General features: G+C 42.7%; 15 protein-coding genes. 8 read left to right on the top strand and 7 right to left on the bottom strand.

The features are described from left to right. Positions 1-15 precede the first annotated feature (15 nt). Positions 16-756: a MurR/RpiR family transcriptional regulator gene (locus tag IGJ01_RS07055; protein WP_008381545.1), complete on the bottom strand. Its 741-nt coding sequence runs from the start codon at positions 754-756 to the stop codon at positions 16-18. A gap of 151 nt (positions 757-907) precedes the next feature. Here IGJ01_RS07055 and IGJ01_RS07060 point away from each other — a divergent pair, with 151 nt between their 5' ends. The 5 genes from IGJ01_RS07060 to IGJ01_RS07080 all read left to right on the top strand — a co-directional run bounded on the left by IGJ01_RS07060 (position 908) and on the right by IGJ01_RS07080 (position 5,102). Next, on the top strand, positions 908-1,660 hold the full coding sequence (locus IGJ01_RS07060) for an IclR family transcriptional regulator (RefSeq protein ID WP_016621204.1): 753 nt from the start codon (positions 908-910) through the stop codon (positions 1,658-1,660). A 110-nt stretch (positions 1,661-1,770) separates the two neighbouring features. Further along, complete coding sequence (locus tag IGJ01_RS07065; protein WP_016621203.1) at positions 1,771-2,418, top strand: bifunctional 4-hydroxy-2-oxoglutarate aldolase/2-dehydro-3-deoxy-phosphogluconate aldolase; 648 nt, start codon at positions 1,771-1,773, stop codon at positions 2,416-2,418. Position 2,419: 1 nt separating this feature from the next. Then, positions 2,420-3,418 (top strand): sugar kinase, encoded by a 999-nt coding sequence (locus tag IGJ01_RS07070; RefSeq protein ID WP_244733501.1) that lies wholly within the window; start codon positions 2,420-2,422, stop codon positions 3,416-3,418. A gap of 12 nt (positions 3,419-3,430) precedes the next feature. Then, the gene (kduI, locus tag IGJ01_RS07075) at positions 3,431-4,273 is read left to right on the top strand and encodes a 5-dehydro-4-deoxy-D-glucuronate isomerase (protein ID WP_008381541.1); all 843 of its coding nucleotides are present in this window, start codon (positions 3,431-3,433) and stop codon (positions 4,271-4,273) included. A gap of 22 nt (positions 4,274-4,295) precedes the next feature. Beyond that, a complete protein-coding gene (locus tag IGJ01_RS07080; RefSeq protein ID WP_005229917.1) occupies positions 4,296-5,102 on the top strand; it encodes a gluconate 5-dehydrogenase in 807 nt (268 codons plus the stop codon). Between the two features lie 258 nt (positions 5,103-5,360). On the opposite strand, the gene IGJ01_RS07085 is transcribed toward IGJ01_RS07080, so the two are convergent. From IGJ01_RS07085 to IGJ01_RS07105, 5 genes are all read right to left on the bottom strand, one after another. Beyond that, positions 5,361-6,032, bottom strand: a complete 672-nt coding sequence (locus IGJ01_RS07085; RefSeq protein ID WP_430601556.1) for a rhamnogalacturonan acetylesterase — start codon at positions 6,030-6,032, stop codon at positions 5,361-5,363. A 10-nt stretch (positions 6,033-6,042) separates the two neighbouring features. Then, positions 6,043-7,431 (bottom strand): glucuronate isomerase, encoded by a 1,389-nt coding sequence (uxaC, locus tag IGJ01_RS07090; RefSeq protein ID WP_430601557.1) that lies wholly within the window; start codon positions 7,429-7,431, stop codon positions 6,043-6,045. Between the two features lie 20 nt (positions 7,432-7,451). Beyond that, on the bottom strand, positions 7,452-8,963 hold the full coding sequence (locus tag IGJ01_RS07095; RefSeq protein WP_430601558.1) for a UxaA family hydrolase: 1,512 nt from the start codon (positions 8,961-8,963) through the stop codon (positions 7,452-7,454). Between the two features lie 12 nt (positions 8,964-8,975). Then, positions 8,976-10,379: a tagaturonate reductase gene (locus tag IGJ01_RS07100; protein WP_429969927.1), complete on the bottom strand. Its 1,404-nt coding sequence runs from the start codon at positions 10,377-10,379 to the stop codon at positions 8,976-8,978. 70 nt (positions 10,380-10,449) lie between these two features. Beyond that, positions 10,450-11,430 (bottom strand): LacI family DNA-binding transcriptional regulator, encoded by a 981-nt coding sequence (locus tag IGJ01_RS07105; RefSeq protein ID WP_430601559.1) that lies wholly within the window; start codon positions 11,428-11,430, stop codon positions 10,450-10,452. Positions 11,431-11,592: 162 nt separating this feature from the next. Here IGJ01_RS07105 and IGJ01_RS07110 point away from each other — a divergent pair, with 162 nt between their 5' ends. Continuing rightward, positions 11,593-13,806, top strand: a complete 2,214-nt coding sequence (locus IGJ01_RS07110; RefSeq protein WP_429969926.1) for an AraC family transcriptional regulator — start codon at positions 11,593-11,595, stop codon at positions 13,804-13,806. A gap of 62 nt (positions 13,807-13,868) precedes the next feature. On the opposite strand, the gene IGJ01_RS07115 is transcribed toward IGJ01_RS07110, so the two are convergent. Then, entirely contained in the window at positions 13,869-14,756 is an 888-nt protein-coding gene (locus tag IGJ01_RS07115) for a carbohydrate ABC transporter permease (protein ID WP_008381527.1), read from the bottom strand. Positions 14,757-15,015: 259 nt separating this feature from the next. On the opposite strand from IGJ01_RS07115, the gene IGJ01_RS07120 reads away from it, so the two are divergent. Together IGJ01_RS07120 and IGJ01_RS07125 are read left to right on the top strand one after the other, a co-directional pair. Beyond that, positions 15,016-15,984 carry an ABC transporter permease gene (locus IGJ01_RS07120; RefSeq protein WP_008381525.1) on the top strand — a complete coding sequence of 323 codons (969 nt, stop codon included), beginning with the start codon at positions 15,016-15,018 and terminating at the stop codon, positions 15,982-15,984. 15 nt (positions 15,985-15,999) lie between these two features. After that, on the top strand, positions 16,000-16,677 hold the full coding sequence (locus tag IGJ01_RS07125; protein WP_008381523.1) for a YesL family protein: 678 nt from the start codon (positions 16,000-16,002) through the stop codon (positions 16,675-16,677). Positions 16,678-16,697: the final 20 nt, after the last annotated feature.

Genomic DNA, 16,697 nt, shown 5'->3' on the forward strand with positions numbered 1-16,697 from the left:
AAAACCAGCAATCCACTAGGGTTGCTGGTTTTCTTTTTCAACACACGTGAAAGCGTCGACGATATATTCCATCAATAAGAGCAGTTTGCCAAAGAAACTGGTGTACTGGATGTTTTGGGTGTCGTAGGGACGTTCATCTGTCACTTCAAAGGAAAAGGTCGCTAGTTGATTGGCGCGATGCTCACCGTTCCCACAAAACAAAACAGTTGGTATGTGATGTTCATTGGCTAATGCCATCTTTTCCAGCACTTTTTGTGTTTCGCCAGATTTAGAGATAGTAATCAACATACTTATGTTCTCGATGTTGTTACTAATGATCCCACCTGAGTCAGAAGCACTGACTAATAAGGTTTTGATGCCGTTGACAAGCATTTTTTTGTGTAGGTATTCTGCCACGATCCCCGAAAAACCTGTGGCATAAATCGTAATAAACTTGTTCTTGTTTTGTCCATAGATTTCTTTGATCGCTTCGATCGTATCTGCAATACTGGCAGCGTCAATTTGGTAATCGATGGCGGCTTCAGTGATCGTCTGATTTTTCAAGCGATTCTTTAAGAAGTAAAGCAGCTCTAGATAGCCAGAAAAACCTAGTTTTTGCGCAAGCCGCACGATGGTTGCTGGGGAAGTGTAGATCGTTTTAGCGATTTCTCTTAAGGGCAGTCCATCGATCGCAGCGGTATTTGCAAGCAAATAATCAAGAATTTGCAGCTCATTGTCAGTCAATTTTTTTCCTTTGATCAATACATTTAAGTCCATTGTTCGGCACTCCTTTGTCTTGTCTTCATCATACAATGAATAACGACAGAAAGTAAAATAGGAATCGCGTCATGCTGATATATAGGAAAAAAGATTGTGCATTTCCTAAAAAGATATTATAATTTCTTATATAGAAAATAAAGGTGGAGAAATGATGACACAAAAACCATATGGAACCGTACTACTAAAAGCAGCAACCATTTTAGATTACCTCGCAGAAGCGCCAAGTAAACCATTGCAAGAAATTTCAGAAGCAACGAAACTGACCCCATCCACAGCTTTGAAAATATTGGAAACGCTACAAATGATCGGCTATGTCAAACGCGACAAAGAGAAGAATTATCGCTTAGGGTCTAAGCTGATCAAGTATGCGAATCAAAACATTCAAGAGCTTGATTTAGTGGAAATCAGCTTGCCATACTTGGAAGCATTGCAGAAAACGGCGGATGAAACGATCCACTTAGGGGTCTTGACCGCCAATGAGATTCTTTATGTCAATAAATTGGAGCCTCAGAATCAAACGATCCGCATGTCTTCAAAAGTAGGAATCACAAGACCGTTGTATAGCTCTGCCATGGGGAAAGCCGTTTTAGCGGAGTTTGATGCCCCTCAAGTAGAGGAGTACTTGGCAGCAACGCCTTTAACCGCTTATACCGAAAATACCATTACAAATCAGTTGAAGTTGAAGAAAGAATTGGAACAGGCAAAAGCGAACCAAGTAGCCTTTGATGATGAAGAAATGGAACAAGAAATCTATTGCATCGGCGCCTCACTGATAAAAGATCAGGAGATCGTTGGGGCGTTTTCTATCAGCCTACCGAAATACCGCTTGACCCCAGAATACAAAACGACATTGATCGATGCGATTATTGCGACAAAACAACAAATTGAACAAGCGTTATAAACTTTTTAATGGAAAGCCCTTGCAAATAAAAACGAGAACGGTATAATGAACGTGTAAGTTTCTTTATAATAAATACCATTTTCCAAATAGGAAATAAGTGGAGGGTCTTAATGAAAAAAGTAGCGAATTTAATGAAACTAAAGGAAAGCGGTGTGATCGCTGTTGTACGTGGCGCTTCAAAAGAAGAAGCACTACAAGCAAGTAAAGCGATCGTTGCAGGGGGGATCACCGGCATTGAGTTGACTTTTACAGTGCCTCAAGCGGCGGATGTAATCGCTGAATTAGTAGCAACCTTCAAAGAGAATCCAGAGGTAGTTGTTGGTGCGGGGACCGTTCTTGATGCAGTGACCGCCCGCTTAGCGATCATGGCAGGAGCAGAATATGTCGTCAGCCCAACCTTTGATCAAGAAACGGCTGAATTATGTAATTTATATCAAATCCCGTATCTGCCTGGTTGCATGACCATTTCAGAAATGAAGGACGCCTTAAAAGCAGGCGCAGATATCATTAAACTATTCCCGGGTAGTGCGTATGGACCAAGTATCATCTCGGCCTTCAAAGCGCCATTGCCACAATTAAACATTATGCCGACCGGTGGTGTCAGCTTAGACAACATGCAAGAATGGTTTGCAGCGGGTGTTGTAGCCGTTGGTGTAGGGGGGAATTTGTTAGCGCCAGCAGCAAGTGGGGATTTTGACAAAGTAACAGAAGTAGCGAAACAATATGCGGCAAAATTAAAAGAGATTCGAGGAAAGTAAGATGGCAAACATTCTGACACTAGGAGAAATCATGTTGCGTCTATCGACAACGTTAGGCGACCGAATCGCCCATAGTTCGACGTTTGCTGCCCATTATGGTGGCGGGGAAGCCAATGTTGCGATTTCCTTGGCAAATTTTGGTCATCACGTTTCTTTTGCTAGTAAAGTGCCGGAAAATGCTTTAGGAGATGCCGTTTTTCATCATTTACGAAGCTATGGCGTCGATTGTCGTCACTTGCTTCGTGGCGGTTCCCGACTAGGTACTTACTATATTGAAACCGGTATCGGGGAACGAGCAGCGCGAGTGGTTTATGATCGCGCAGGCTCTAGCTTTGCTCAAATGAAGGAAAATGAGTGGCAGTCTGACCTTTTTGATGGGATTGACATTGTTCACCTTTCAGGGATCACGCCAGCTCTTTCATCGACTTGGCAGACGCTTTTACTGACGTTGATCAAAGAAGCGAAAGCAGCTGGTTGTAAAATCAGTTTCGATATCAATTATCGTGGAAAGCTGTGGACGACCGCTGAAGCGCACGACTTTTTGCAAGAAGTGCTCCCCTATGTCGATTATTGCTCGGCAGGACAGTTAGATGCCCAAGTCTTTATGGATGTAGCAGCTCCAACAGAGGAAGTCGAAGATGACTACTATTATCAAGAAATGCATCGGAAATACCCCAATATCCAGCTCTTTTACTCAACTAGTCGTCAGGTGCTCTCAGCAAGTCACAATCAATTGACAGGAAGCCTATGGCATAACGGCAATTATGTCGTTTCTGCTACCCATGAGATCAATCCAATCGTTGATCGCGTCGGAGGTGGCGATGCCTTTTCAGCTGGTATCCTACATGGTCTTGTCACGAAGAAACAAGACCAAGAAATCATTGATTTTGCCACTGCAGCATCTGCTTTGAAACATACGATCCATGGCGACTGTAATCAGTTTAGCGCCAATGAGATACAAGAATTTATTGCAACAGGTTCAGGAAAAATTATCCGATAGGAGGAATAAAACATGCAACACATGGAAACACGCTATACCCATAGTCCACTTGATATTCGTCACTATAGTACCGAGGAATTACGCAGAGAATTTTTGGTAGAGAAAATTTTCACACCAGGACAAATCATGCTGACCTATACCCACAATGATCGGATGATCTTTGGCGGAGTGACACCGACAGAAGAAGCGTTAGAAGTGCAATTAAGCAGCGAATTAGGGGTGGAATACTTCTTAGAACGTCGCGAATTAGGCGTCATCAATATTGGAGGACCTGGTGCGATCACGATCGATGGCCAAAAAGAACCAATGAAAAAACAAGACGGTTACTATATCGGCAAGGAAACCAAACAAGTTTTGTTCCACTCAGATGATCCAGCAAATCCAGCGAAATTCTATCTATCTTGCGTGCCAGCACATAAGAAATACCCAAATGTAAAAATCAGTATCGATCAAGTCACACCAATGGAGACTGGCGAAGGCTTGACATTAAATGAACGGAAAATTTATCAATATATTCACCCAAACGTTTGCGAAAGCTGTCAATTACAAATGGGGTATACGATCTTAGAACCAGGCAGTGCTTGGAATACGATGCCAAGTCATACCCATGAACGTCGGATGGAAGCATATGTGTATTTTGATTTTGCCAACGAAGACACAAAAGTGTTCCATATGATGGGCAAACCAGATGAAACGAAGCATTTAGTCGTTAGTGGAGAACAAGCCGTTATTTCTCCAAGCTGGTCGATCCATTCGGGTGTTGGAACAAGTAACTACTCCTTTATCTGGGCAATGTGTGGCGAAAATATCACCTATACCGACATGGATATGGTGGCAATGGACGACTTAAAATAAAAAGAAAGAGGGTTTATCAATTATGGATTTTTCAATGGATCAATTTCGTTTAGATGGTAAGATCGCCTTAGTGACAGGAGCTGTCTATGGGATCGGTTTTACAATCGCTCGTTCACTAGCAGCAGCAGGAGCAACGATCGTTTTTAACAACTTGGATCAAGAATCAGTGGATAAAGGATTAGCAAACTATCGTGAAGCAGGGATCGAAGCCCACGGTTATGTTTGCGATGTAACGGATGAAAAAGCAGTCAACGAAATGGTCAAGCAGATTGAAGAAGAAGTTGGCGTGATCGATATCTTAGTCAATAATGCTGGGATCATCAAACGAATCCCGATGTTGGAGATGTCTGCTGAAGACTTCCGCCAAGTCGTTGACGTGGACTTGAACGCTCCATTTATCGTTTCAAAAGCAGTCTTACCGTCAATGATCAAAAAAGGACATGGAAAAATCATTAACATTTGCTCAATGATGAGTGAATTGGGAAGAGAAACGGTGGCTGGTTACGCAGCGGCTAAAGGCGGCTTGAAAATGTTGACGAAAAACATTTGTGCTGAATTTGGTTCAGCTAACATCCAATGTAATGGGATCGGGCCTGGTTATATTGCAACACCGCAAACCGCACCATTACGAGAGATCCAACCAGACGGTTCTCGTCACCCATTTGATCAATTTATCGTAGCGAAAACACCTGCTGCCCGTTGGGGTGAGCCAGAAGATTTAGCAGGACCAACTGTTTTCTTAGCTTCTGAGGCATCAAACTTTGTCAATGGCCATGTCTTATATGTAGATGGCGGTATCTTGGCGTATATCGGGAAACAACCTGAATAAAACAATCAGTAGTAAGGATGGGGACGATTGCAATCGTTCCCATTTTTATGGTGCAACACCTAAGAAATGCAGGGCTTTAAAAGGTAGCTTGGCGATAAATGGGTTGAAGCAAAGCAATTGCAAACAAATCTTTTAAAAAGAAGGAAAAGCAAAACGCTGTGAAGGAAACTGTTCTTCGCAGCGTTTTGCTTGAGTTGCTCTTTTTAAAATCAGGTAGCGTATTTATGTTAGGGGAAGATTCAACACGAACAATGAGTTTCAATCTAAAAGAACTTGTTGTGCAAGCGGTAATGGAGAATTTTTCAAACATTCTGCAACTAATTTGGCAACGGCTGTAGCACCCAGGTCATTCAAATGCGTGTTATCCGTAATGCCGGCTGGATAATTGGGGTGCTGATTTTTTTCTAAATGAAGAAAATAGGGTTTCGCCTGTTGTGGTTCCAGCGCTGAAAAGAACCGTTGTGTTGCGGCAAAAAGATCCAGACAGACCACATCCAAGGAGGTAGCCAAAGCACGCATTGCTTCTGGGTAAGGACCGACTGCCAAAGGATCAAGTTGTTGTTGGTCCACGTAATGCAAACGAGTGATCGAGGTCAATAGGATCGGTGTCGCTTGCTGCTGGCGTGCCGTTTGCACGTAGGTTGCTAAATTATGCTGATATTCAACAGGTGTCGTGCCGCGACTATCTGTTTTTTGATCATTGTGTCCAAATTGAATCAAGAGATAATCACCAGCATGTAGTTCTTTTTCTGCCTGCAACAAGTGTCCTTCTTCAATGAAGCTCTTGGAGGAACGCCCATTTTTTGCCAAGTTGACGATTTGATGCTGGGGTAGATACCGTGAGATTTTTTCTCCCCAGCCCGTTTCTGGACGAGCGCTAGGCTCTTTGATCGATGCGGTGGAATCACCGACGATGACGATTTTTACCATTTGCTTTCTCCTAAAATTTGAAGTAGTTGTTGGCGTTTTGATAACAGACATTTTCTACTAATGGTTTTAGCTGACGAAGATCAGCAGGTGCTTCACCACGTACAACGATCTCAGCAAGCCATTCACAAAAGACGCGTCGGAAATATTCATGACGGGTGTAAGACAGAAAGCTTCTTGAATCCGTCAGCATGCCGACAAAGTTAAAGATCACACTGCCGTCTGCGAATTTCGTCAATTGGTGACGCATGCCTGCGCGGGTGTCGTTATACCACCAGCCAGATCCTAACTGCAATTTATTATTGCCTTCTTGCTGGAAGCACCCCATCAAAGCGACGAGTGCATCATAGTCATTGGGATTTAAGGAGTAGAGAATCGTTTGAGGCAAATGGTCTTGCGCATCAGCAGCGTTCAATAATTTCTGCAAGTTTTGAGTCAGTGGTTGATCATTGATGCCATCGTAGCCCGTATCTGGTCCCAAGCGCTCAAACATTCGTTGATTGCAGTTACGGTACGCATGGACATGCAGTTGCATTGTCCAACCATGTTCGTGATACAGCTTCATCAGTTCAACTAGAACATTGGTTTTGAAGAACGAGACTTCGTTTTCCTCCAAAGATTCTCCAGCTAATGCTTTGGCAAAAGTTGCTTCAAGGGATAACTGTTCGTCCGCAGCATACACTAAAGTATCCAGCGCATGGTCAGACAAGCGGCAGTGAAGCTGGTGAAAGTAGGTTACACGGTCCCGCAAGGCTCTCAAGAAAGCATCGTAGGTAGTGATCGCGTTCTCGACACTCTTTTCGAGTTTGGTAACATAGGTAAGAAAATTCGGATGGTCGATTTGTAACGCTTTGTCAGGTCGAAAGGTCGGCAAGACCCGAAAACGTTGTTCTGTTTGGCTTAATTGGTGATGATAGTGAAGATCATCGACTGGATCATCTGTGGTGCAAACGATCTCGACTTTACTGCGAGCAATCAAAGCTCTTCGGGTAAAGTCTTTTTGCTGCAATTTTTCGTTGCATAGCCTCCACAAAGTTTCGGCATTTTCTTCAGTAACGGGAAGATCGATCGCAAAAAATCGCTTTAACTCTAAATGGGTCCAACTGTAAAGGGGGTTTCCCACCAATTTTGGCACTGTTTGACACCATGCCAAAAATTTTTCATAATCACTGGCATTGCCCGTAATCGCTTCTTCGGGTACGCCACAAGCGCGCATCAATCTCCACTTGTAATGATCGCCACTTAGCCATGCCTCGGTGATAGTTTTAAAGGGCCGATCCTCATAGATTTCTTTCGGGTCTAGGTGGCAGTGGTAATCAATAATCGGCAGCTCTTTGGCATAGTCATGGTAAAGGGTTTGAGCAATTTCATTTGGCAGTAAATAGTTTTCATTTAAAAACATGTCGAACCTCTTTTCTTTGGTTATAGTGTCACACCATTTTTAAAGATGGCGATCTCACGAACGTTGTTGGCTTCATTACGCGTCGGTTTTCCACTGGCAGTATCGATGATCGCTTGAATAAAGTCTTCCAGCACGACCTCCATCGGCTCTTCCAACAAGCGACCAGCGTTGAAATCCATCCAGTGGGGTTTCTTATGATAAATCTCTTGATTCGTGGCAACTTTCATGGTCGGCACATAGGCACCAAATGGCGTGCCGCGACCAGTAGTAAATAAGACGAGTTGGCAATCGGCAGAAGCCAGTGCAGAAGCGGCAACAAGGTCGTTTCCTGGACCTTCCAGCAGGCTCAAGCCTGGCTTACGGAGTTTTTCCCCATATTTTAAGACATCGACGACAGCGGAAGTCCCAGATTTTTGGGTACAGCCTAATGACTTATCTTCTAGCGTAGTGATACCGCCTGCCTTATTGCCAGGAGAAGGATTTTCATAGACCGGTTCACCGTAAGCAAGGAAATAATCTTTAAAGTCGTTGATTAGATGGAGAATTTTTTCAAAGGTTGCTTCATCTTGTGCACGCGCCATCAAGACTTGTTCAGCGCCAAACATTTCGGGTACTTCCGTCAAGACCGTGGCGCCACCTTGAGAAACTAAAAAGTCAGAAAATGCCCCCAACAAAGGGTTGGCGGTGATCCCAGAAAACCCGTCAGAACCCCCACATTTTAACCCGATCTTTAGATCACTCAAGGGAACGGCTTCTCGTTGATCCTCTTTTGCTGCTTCCAGTAATTCTTCTAATAAGCTTTCGCCGACCGCAATTTCATCGTCGCTTTCCTGTGCCACCATAAATTTGACGCGCTTTGGATCGTAGTCACCCAGGTTTTTCTTAAACTCGGGAACGGTGTTGTTCTCACAACCTAAGCCAAAGACCAAGACGCCACCGGCATTTGGATGATGCACCGCATCAATTAAAATTTGACGGGTGTTTTGATGATCTTGGCCTAACTGGGAGCAGCCGTAGGGATGTTTAAGGATCGTAATATGATCAAAAGTGCCAAGATCTGGATGATTCTTCTTGAAATTTTCAACAATGATCTCAGCGATACCATTGATACAACCAACTGTTGGCACGATCAGTAAATCATTACGAATCCCAACTTTGCCATTTGCCCGCCGGTACCCTTGGAACGTCGCAGCCCTTTTTGGATAACGGACGGGATGCAAATCAGGGGCATAGGTGTATGCTAAGGTACCAGAAAGGTTGGTTTTGACATTGTGGGTATGCAACCATTGGCCAGTTTTCACGTCAGCTAAGAGATGTCCAATGGGATAGCCATATTTGATCACGTCTTGTGATTGTGCTAGATCTTTGAGGGCGATTTTGTGTCCTTGTGGAATATCCTCAAAAAGGGTGATCGTTTGGTCTTCAAATGAAAGGGTCGTTTTAGCAGCTAGTGGTTTTAATGCGACTGCGACATTATCATTAGGGTGCAATTTCAATAGTTGCGCGGGTGTTTCTGTTAATGTGCTGGACATAAAGATTCTCCTTTATTTCAAACTTGGCTCAGGGGTGTCAATCGACGCAAGTAACTGGCGGGGTCCGTCTTGTTTTAGACATGCGCACATTTCATTGATTGTCGCTGTCATAAAGCTCAGGTCTGCATGCCAGAGTTGCTCATTTTTTAATAGAGTGGCGATCTGTCTTTCTGCTGGTAATTGTTTCACTTGCTGAAATATGGTTGTCACTAGGTCATCATCTTGAAAAGGTCGAGTGAGATAGAAAGTCAGCAACCCTGCCAGTGCGGCAGTGATTCGTTTTGGTAACTGCTGGTTTTGTTGGACATAACGAGTTAAGACTGGTTGAAGACGCGCACGGAATTTTGAGACGCTGTTTAAAGCGATCGATTGCAGCTGATGCTTCACATAAGGATTTCTGAAGCGCTCTTTGATTTGTTCCGCATAAGCTGCAAGCTGCGCTTTAGGCAAATCAAGCATTGGAATCAACTCTTCCAGAAAAAGACCATCCAAAAAGGCTGCAAAATCACGGTCGTTCATTACTTCTTCAACGGTTTCTAAACCAGCTAAAAGACCGAGTGGAACCATCGCCGTATGAGGACCATTTAATAAATGTACTTTTTGTTCACGATAGGGGGTCATATCTTCTGTCACGATCACATTCAACCCAGCTTCTTGCAAGGGAAGCTTTTCGGCTACGCCGCTTCCTTCGATCACCCAGAGCATAAAGGGTTCCGCAGTGACCATTACGGCATCCTCATAGCCAAGAATCTCTTGGTATTGTGCCACTTTATCGCGAGGATATCCTGGAACGATCCGATCGACTAAGCTGCAGCAGAAGGTGTTTTCTTTTTCTAACCAGTTGACGAAGTCTGACTCCAAAGACCATAATGCGGCATATTGTAAGACGATCTCTTTTAGTTTTTCACCATTCCGATCGATTAATTCACAAGGAATGATCAAAAATCCCGGTTTTTGTCGTTGAAAACGACGATACAAAAGAGCGGTCAGTTTTGCAGGGAAACTGTGGGGAGGGGTATCGTATAAGGTATCCTCTGGGTGAAACGCAATACCTGCTTCCGTCGTATTAGAAACGATGATCTCGAGTTGCTCATCTTCGGCTAAAGCAAGATAGTCTTCCCATTGCTGATAAGGATTCAGCACTTGATCAATGGTGGAGACGACTTCAAATGTTTGAGAAGGAGCGCCATCGACAAGTCCTTCTAAGATAACGGTGTAGAGATTTTCTTGTTGTGCCAACAGCTCTTTCAAGCCGTGATCAATCGGCTGTACCACAATGGCACTGCCATTAAAAAGACCTTGCTTGTTCATTTGCTGCAGCTGCCAGTTAAAAAAGCCCCGCATAAAATTGCCTTCCCCGAATTGAATCACTCGGGCTGGATAGGTTTGATGGGGTTGTTCGGTAATTTTTTTCATAGAATCCTCCTTAAAAAATAGTTATGCACACGTTAACATTTTTGCGTAAGCGCTCTTGAAAACAAGAGGCTTACAGCGATTGACGAATGATTAACGAGGTATCAAAGAAATGTTGTTTCTCAACTACTTGATTGGCAAATGCTTGCAACAGCAGAGTTGCTGCCAATTGACTCATTTCATAGACTGGTTTGCGGATCGTTGTTAATGGGGGATACGTATAGGGAGAAAAAGAACTATCATCAAAACCGATGATACCGATCTCCTCTGGGATCTTTCGTCCTGCTTGATGACAGGCATTGATCGCCCCGATCGCCATATCATCATTGGCGCAAAAAATCACTTCAGGTGGTTCAGGTAAAGCGAGTAGTTGCTGGGCACCCAGCTGACCACTTTCCAACGAGTAGTCGCCAGCTACGAAGTATTCTTTCGGGCAGACAAGCTGCTTTTCTTGAATCGCTTTCATAAATCCTTTGCGGCGCTCTCTAGCGGAGCCAAAGGAAGCGATCCCTTCGATCATGGCGATCTTTCGAAAGCCTTGTTCAAGCACATTGGTGATCATTTGATAGACCCCTTGGGCATCATTACTAGTGACATTCATCAAGGTTGCATCCTGCAATTGACGATTCAAAACGACGATGGGAATGTTTTTCTTTGAAAGAGCAGCGATAAAGCCGTCATCACGATCACTTTGACTCATCACGATCGCTCCATCTAGGCGATTCGGCTCTTCATCAAATGTATCGGATTGCAATAATTCATGAACCGCCAAAGTATATTCGGATGGTAGGGTATCACTGATTCCTTTGATCACTTCGACTAAAAAGCTATCGGAAGTACCAATGGATAGATGAGAAAAATAAAGACCAATGATATAAGATTTCTGATTCACCAGACTTTTGGCATTGACATTGGGCACATAGTGTAAAGATTCAGCGATGGCTGCGATCTTCTTTTTTGTTTCTGGCTTGATTAATGGGCTATCGTTTAACGCACGAGAAACAGTTGTATGTGAAACACCAGCGACTTTGGCGATATCTTTGATCGTGACCATAGAAAACCTTCTTCCTTTTTGCTTGATTCAAGCATAGCTTGTTCCCACGAGAATGTCAATACACCAAGGATGCACACGTGAAACATTTTTCAAAATAACATAGGAACTTTTTCTGGGATGTGCTAGTATAAAAGAAGATAGTTAGGTAATGGGAGGGAGTCTATGAAATTCTTTTTAAGCTATCATCAAACATCCAACTTGTTTTATAAAATATTTATTTTGATTTTTCTAATTGGTAGCGCTTTAATCGTTGGATTTAGCGGGGTCATTTATCATCGAACGTATCAAAACATTCAAGAAACGTTTTTGCAAAGTCAACATAATTTGGTCAACCAAGTCAAAGAAAATCTGGATCAAAAAATTCAGATGGTGGAGTATGCCTTTTCTACATATAGCAGTACTCAAAGCTTTTCCGATACGATGGAACAGCCATTTTCCGTGACGAATTATCGACAAGTGCGAGAGATCAATTCGCAACTTGCTTACATTGGTGTGATGGGGATCGAAAACGCCAGCTACCAATTGGTGAATTTGAATCAGCATTGGAAAATCGAAGAAGGCTCCTTAAAACAGATCGATGATACTGAATTCGCTGCTTTTCAAGCGTTGATCGACAACCAACGCTACTTGTATTGGTTGCCAGAAGATGGCTATTTAAAAATGGTGATGACGCTGCCTGTGTTTCGACAGGAAACCACTGCTTTGGGGATCGCTGAAATCCAAGACCATACCATTGCGCAGTTGGTGGCAGATCATGACGATTCCTTTTTGAATATTTTTCATGCGGACGGACAACTGCTTTTCGATAATGGTGAAGTGATCGATTCTGACTTACACGAAACAATGATCGCAGCTGCCCACGACGATGGTATCTTCACTGACAAAGAAAACAATAAGTATGTGGTCACACAATCGGATTACAATCAGTGGTATCATGTGATCCGTCTGGCACCTGCCAGTGTTTCGCAAGCAATCCGTGAATTAAGAAGCGGTTTGATCGTGATTGGCAGTCTTTTGATCATCCTCTTTTTATTAGTATCCTATCGCATTGCGATCGTGGCTACCTCACCCATCAATCGGATCGGTGAGCTTTTAAAGCCCAAAAAACAAGGTCAGAAATTAGAAGTCAATCAGTTGATTTCCGATATCGACCAGGTCTTACATCAAAACCACGATCTCGCCGTCAAAGTTGAACACCAAAAGCCCGAGTTAGAATCCTTGTTTTTATTAAACTTGTTTCGCGGCTGTATCTCAGAAGCAGATAGTCACTTAAAACTGTCACAATTTGGGTATGAAGTATCCGAAACGGAACACTATGCCGTATTACTGATTCAAATCGATGATTTGTGTGGACGAGAAACAGCGACTATTGATATATTCTTGCTTGCCATCGAGAATCTCGTTTCTGAAATCATTCCGGCGAATTTGCGTTTTCAGCCAATCATCTCCAGTCAAGAAACCCAAGGAACAATTTTAAAGCTTCCTGAATCAGTTGACCAAAAACAAGTATTGACCTATTGTCAAAAGATCCATCAAGCGGCAAAAGATTACTTGAAAATCAAAATAAGTTGTGGGGTCTCACAATCCTACGACCGCCTCGTAGAAACCAAATTAGCGGTTGATAACGCCAAAGAAGCCTTGCACTATCGAATGAATTTAGGGGAAGAAGTCATTATCTTTTTTGACGACATTGCGGCACAATTAGACAATAACGCGATCGTTCAGTACCCTAGAGAAGCAGAAAGCACCTTTTTGGATGCAATGCGTAGTGGGGATCTAGCGACCATCAAAACGAGTTACACAGAAGTCGTACGCGAAATCATTCATGAAAACAAAAATCCGTTGACGATTGAAAGTGCCTTGTTTAAGTTGATCAACAGTATCGTTCAGCTAGGGCAACTCCTAGGAGCAGATCATACTAGCTTGCAGAATAGTCGTAAAGTCTATCAATCCGTGCTCAACCAAACCAGTTTGTTCAAAGTTGAGCAAATCATCTATCAAGAGTTAGTTTTACCTATCGTTGAAACGACACAAGCCAAAACAGATCGAGAAATTCGCTCCTTGTCTGAAAAGATGGTCTTGATCGTACACCAACAATACGACCAAGATCTCTCCTTAGATAGCATTGCTGAACAGTTGCATTATAATGCCAATTACTTAAGTAATGTGTTTAAAAAGGAATTATCCATCAATTTCGCCGATTACTTACAAAACTATCGATTGCAAGTCGCGAAAAAGTGGTTAAGAGAAACCGATTTGACCATCAAAGAAATCGCCGCCAACCTACAATATACCAACTCTCAAAACTTCATCCGCTTTTTCAAAAAGAAAGAACAGATGACACCCGGAGAGTATCGCAAACGATCCAAAGATTAAAAGAAAAAAAGCGTTTTTTGATCAACGATCAAAAAACGCTTTTTTTCTTTGCTGCCTGTTGGCTACCCTTTGACGGAACCAACCATGGCACCTTTCACGAAATACTTCTGGACAAATGGATAGGCGATCAACATTGGCAAAGTCGCAACGACGATCACGGCCATTTTCACGGATTGTGCTGGGGGGACAACATCGACACTAGCGGCATCGGCGTTCATCCCGCTGGAGACAATCACGATTTGTCGAAGGAGCACTTGGATCGGCCATTTCGCTGAATCATTGATGTACAAAATCGCTGATTGATAAGTATTCCAATAACTAACAGCGTAGAACAAAGAGATCGTCGCAATCGATGGTAAGGAAAGAGGTAAGATGATACGGAAAAAGACGCCCCAATCAGAGCAACCATCCATTTTTGCTGATTCCTCTAAACTATCAGGAATCCCTTGGAAAAAGTTTCTCATAATGATCATATTATATGCACTGATGGCACTCGGTAAGATCAGTGCCCAGAGAGAATCGATCAAGCCGAGGCTTTGTACCAAAATAAAACTTGGGATCATCCCTCCGCTAAACAACATCGTAAATACGACAATAAAATTGAAGATGCCACGTCCATGCAAATATTTTCTTGAAAGAGCATAGGCCATAAAAGAGGTCAAGATCATTGAAAGAACCGTTCCGACGATGGTCACAAAAAGGGAAACACCAATACTCGTAAAAATCGTGGGAGTCGAGAGAATATACCGGTAAGCATTTAAGCTAAATTCACGTGGGATAATGATAAATGTTCGTGTCGCAATCTCAGAAGAAGAAGCAAAGGAGCTTCCGAGAATGTTCAGAAAAGGCAAGAGACACATTAAGGTAAAGAGTAGTAGAAAACCGATAATAAATCCTTGAACAACCCGTTCACTCTTCGGGCGGTTCGTTTTTTTTAGGGTTTGTTGCATAGGAAAAACCTCCATCTTTTTTTACTTAAATAGGTATTTCCAACGTATCATGAGGCGGGGACAACGTATATAATCACTTTTACATGTTAAAAAAATCACAATCATGACAAACGTTGATAAATCAATGGTTTTCCAATTCGACCGAGAAATAATCCTAAAAAATGTATGCCTTTCCAATGCTGAGAAAATGATTATATACGTTATCTTTCTTACACGCTACCATGGGACTATCAAATCAAAAAAACTCGGAGGAACAAGTATGGAAACAAAAGTTGATAATTACTTCTCACCACTTACTGAAGAAGAACAGCGACTGCGGTTGAAAAAGAAAAAATGGGCGCAAATCAGAAAAAATCGTGCGCTCTATATTATGGTATTGCCAGGTATTTTATATTTTATTATCTTTCGTTACATTCCAATGGGCGGTTTAGTCATCGCTTTTCAAGACTACCAGCCATTCTTAGGGATCTTAGGCAGTCCCTTTGTTGGGTTTACTCATTTTATTCGGCTCTTTACTGAAGATACTTTTGTGATGTTGATGCGCAACACGCTGATCATGTTTTTCTTAAATATCACGATTTCCTTCCCTTTTCCTATTTTATTGGCGCTTATGTTAAATGAAGTAAATAACCGTCGCTTGAAAAAAAGTATCCAGACGATTATTTATTTGCCTCATTTTATGTCGTGGGTGATCGTAGTTTCAATCTTCTACGTCCTGTTGACGACTGAAGGCGGTGTGATCAATAACATGATCGAAAGTCTTGGTGGGGAACGTATCCCATTCTTAACTAGCCGTACTTGGCTACGTCCAATGTACATTTTCCAAGATCTTTGGAAAGGTGCCGGTTGGGGGACGATCGTCTATCTAGCCGCTATTACCAATGTTGATGAACAGCTTTATGAAGCTGCGGATATGGATGGGGCTGGCAAACTACGTAAAATGTGGCACATCACGTTGCCGTGTATTCGTCCGACGATTGTGACCTTAATGATTTTAAAAATCGGTTCGATCTTAGATATGGGCTTTGAGCATATGTTCCTATTAATGAACTCAATGAACCGTGAGGTTGCCCAAATCTTTGATACCTTTGTCTATACCGCCGGGATTCAAAATGGTCAATTGAGTTACTCGACAGCTGTTGGGCTGTTTAAAGGTCTTGTAGGTTTGATCCTCGTTGTTTTTGCGAATCGTTTGGCGAAAAAAATTGGGGAAGATGGTATCTATTAAGAAAGAGGGGATCATATGACGATTGAGAAAATCACGAAAATCAACGATGGGCTAACCGCGTTTTTGACCCTGATCGCCCTTCATTTTCTTTGGCTAAGTGTGACACTTCTGGGGGGAATCTTTTTGGGAATCGGACCAGCCTCGTATGCCATGATGAAATATTATGATCGCTGGCTTCGTCTTCACGAACGACCGCCTTTGATCAAAAGTTTTTTCTACTATAGTAAAGAACGGTTCCGACAATCGGTGCTGATCAGTTGGTTGTTTCTGATCATTGCAGCAATCGTGATCACCAATATATTTGCGCCATTTCCATGGTTTATCCAAGTAGCGAATGTCCTCTTTTTGATTGCGTTTCTCTTTCTATTCATGCACGTGTATACCGTCATGGCAGCCACTAACTTTGTGACCGTGTTTGAGATCCTGCGAGGGAGTGCGTTGTTAGGTTTAGGCTATCTGCATTATTCGATCATTAGTTGGTCGATTTTGATCGTTGGCTATTTAGTTATTGGCAGCTATTTCTTGATCGGACTCATTTTGATGGGGAGCAGCTTAGTTGGTGGTGTTTTTGCCCTTGCTGGTAAAAAAATTCTTCAAGATATCCACCCAATTGAAACAGATCAGGTGGTTTCAAAAACGGCATCGACTACGGAGCAAACCGTTGCCAGTAAAGGAGATGAGGTCATTATCTAAAGAAAACGGCTCAAAGACTT

This window comes from Enterococcus sp. AZ089 (genome assembly GCF_050547225.1).
GTDB lineage: Bacteria > Bacillota > Bacilli > Lactobacillales > Enterococcaceae > Enterococcus_D > Enterococcus_D entomosocium.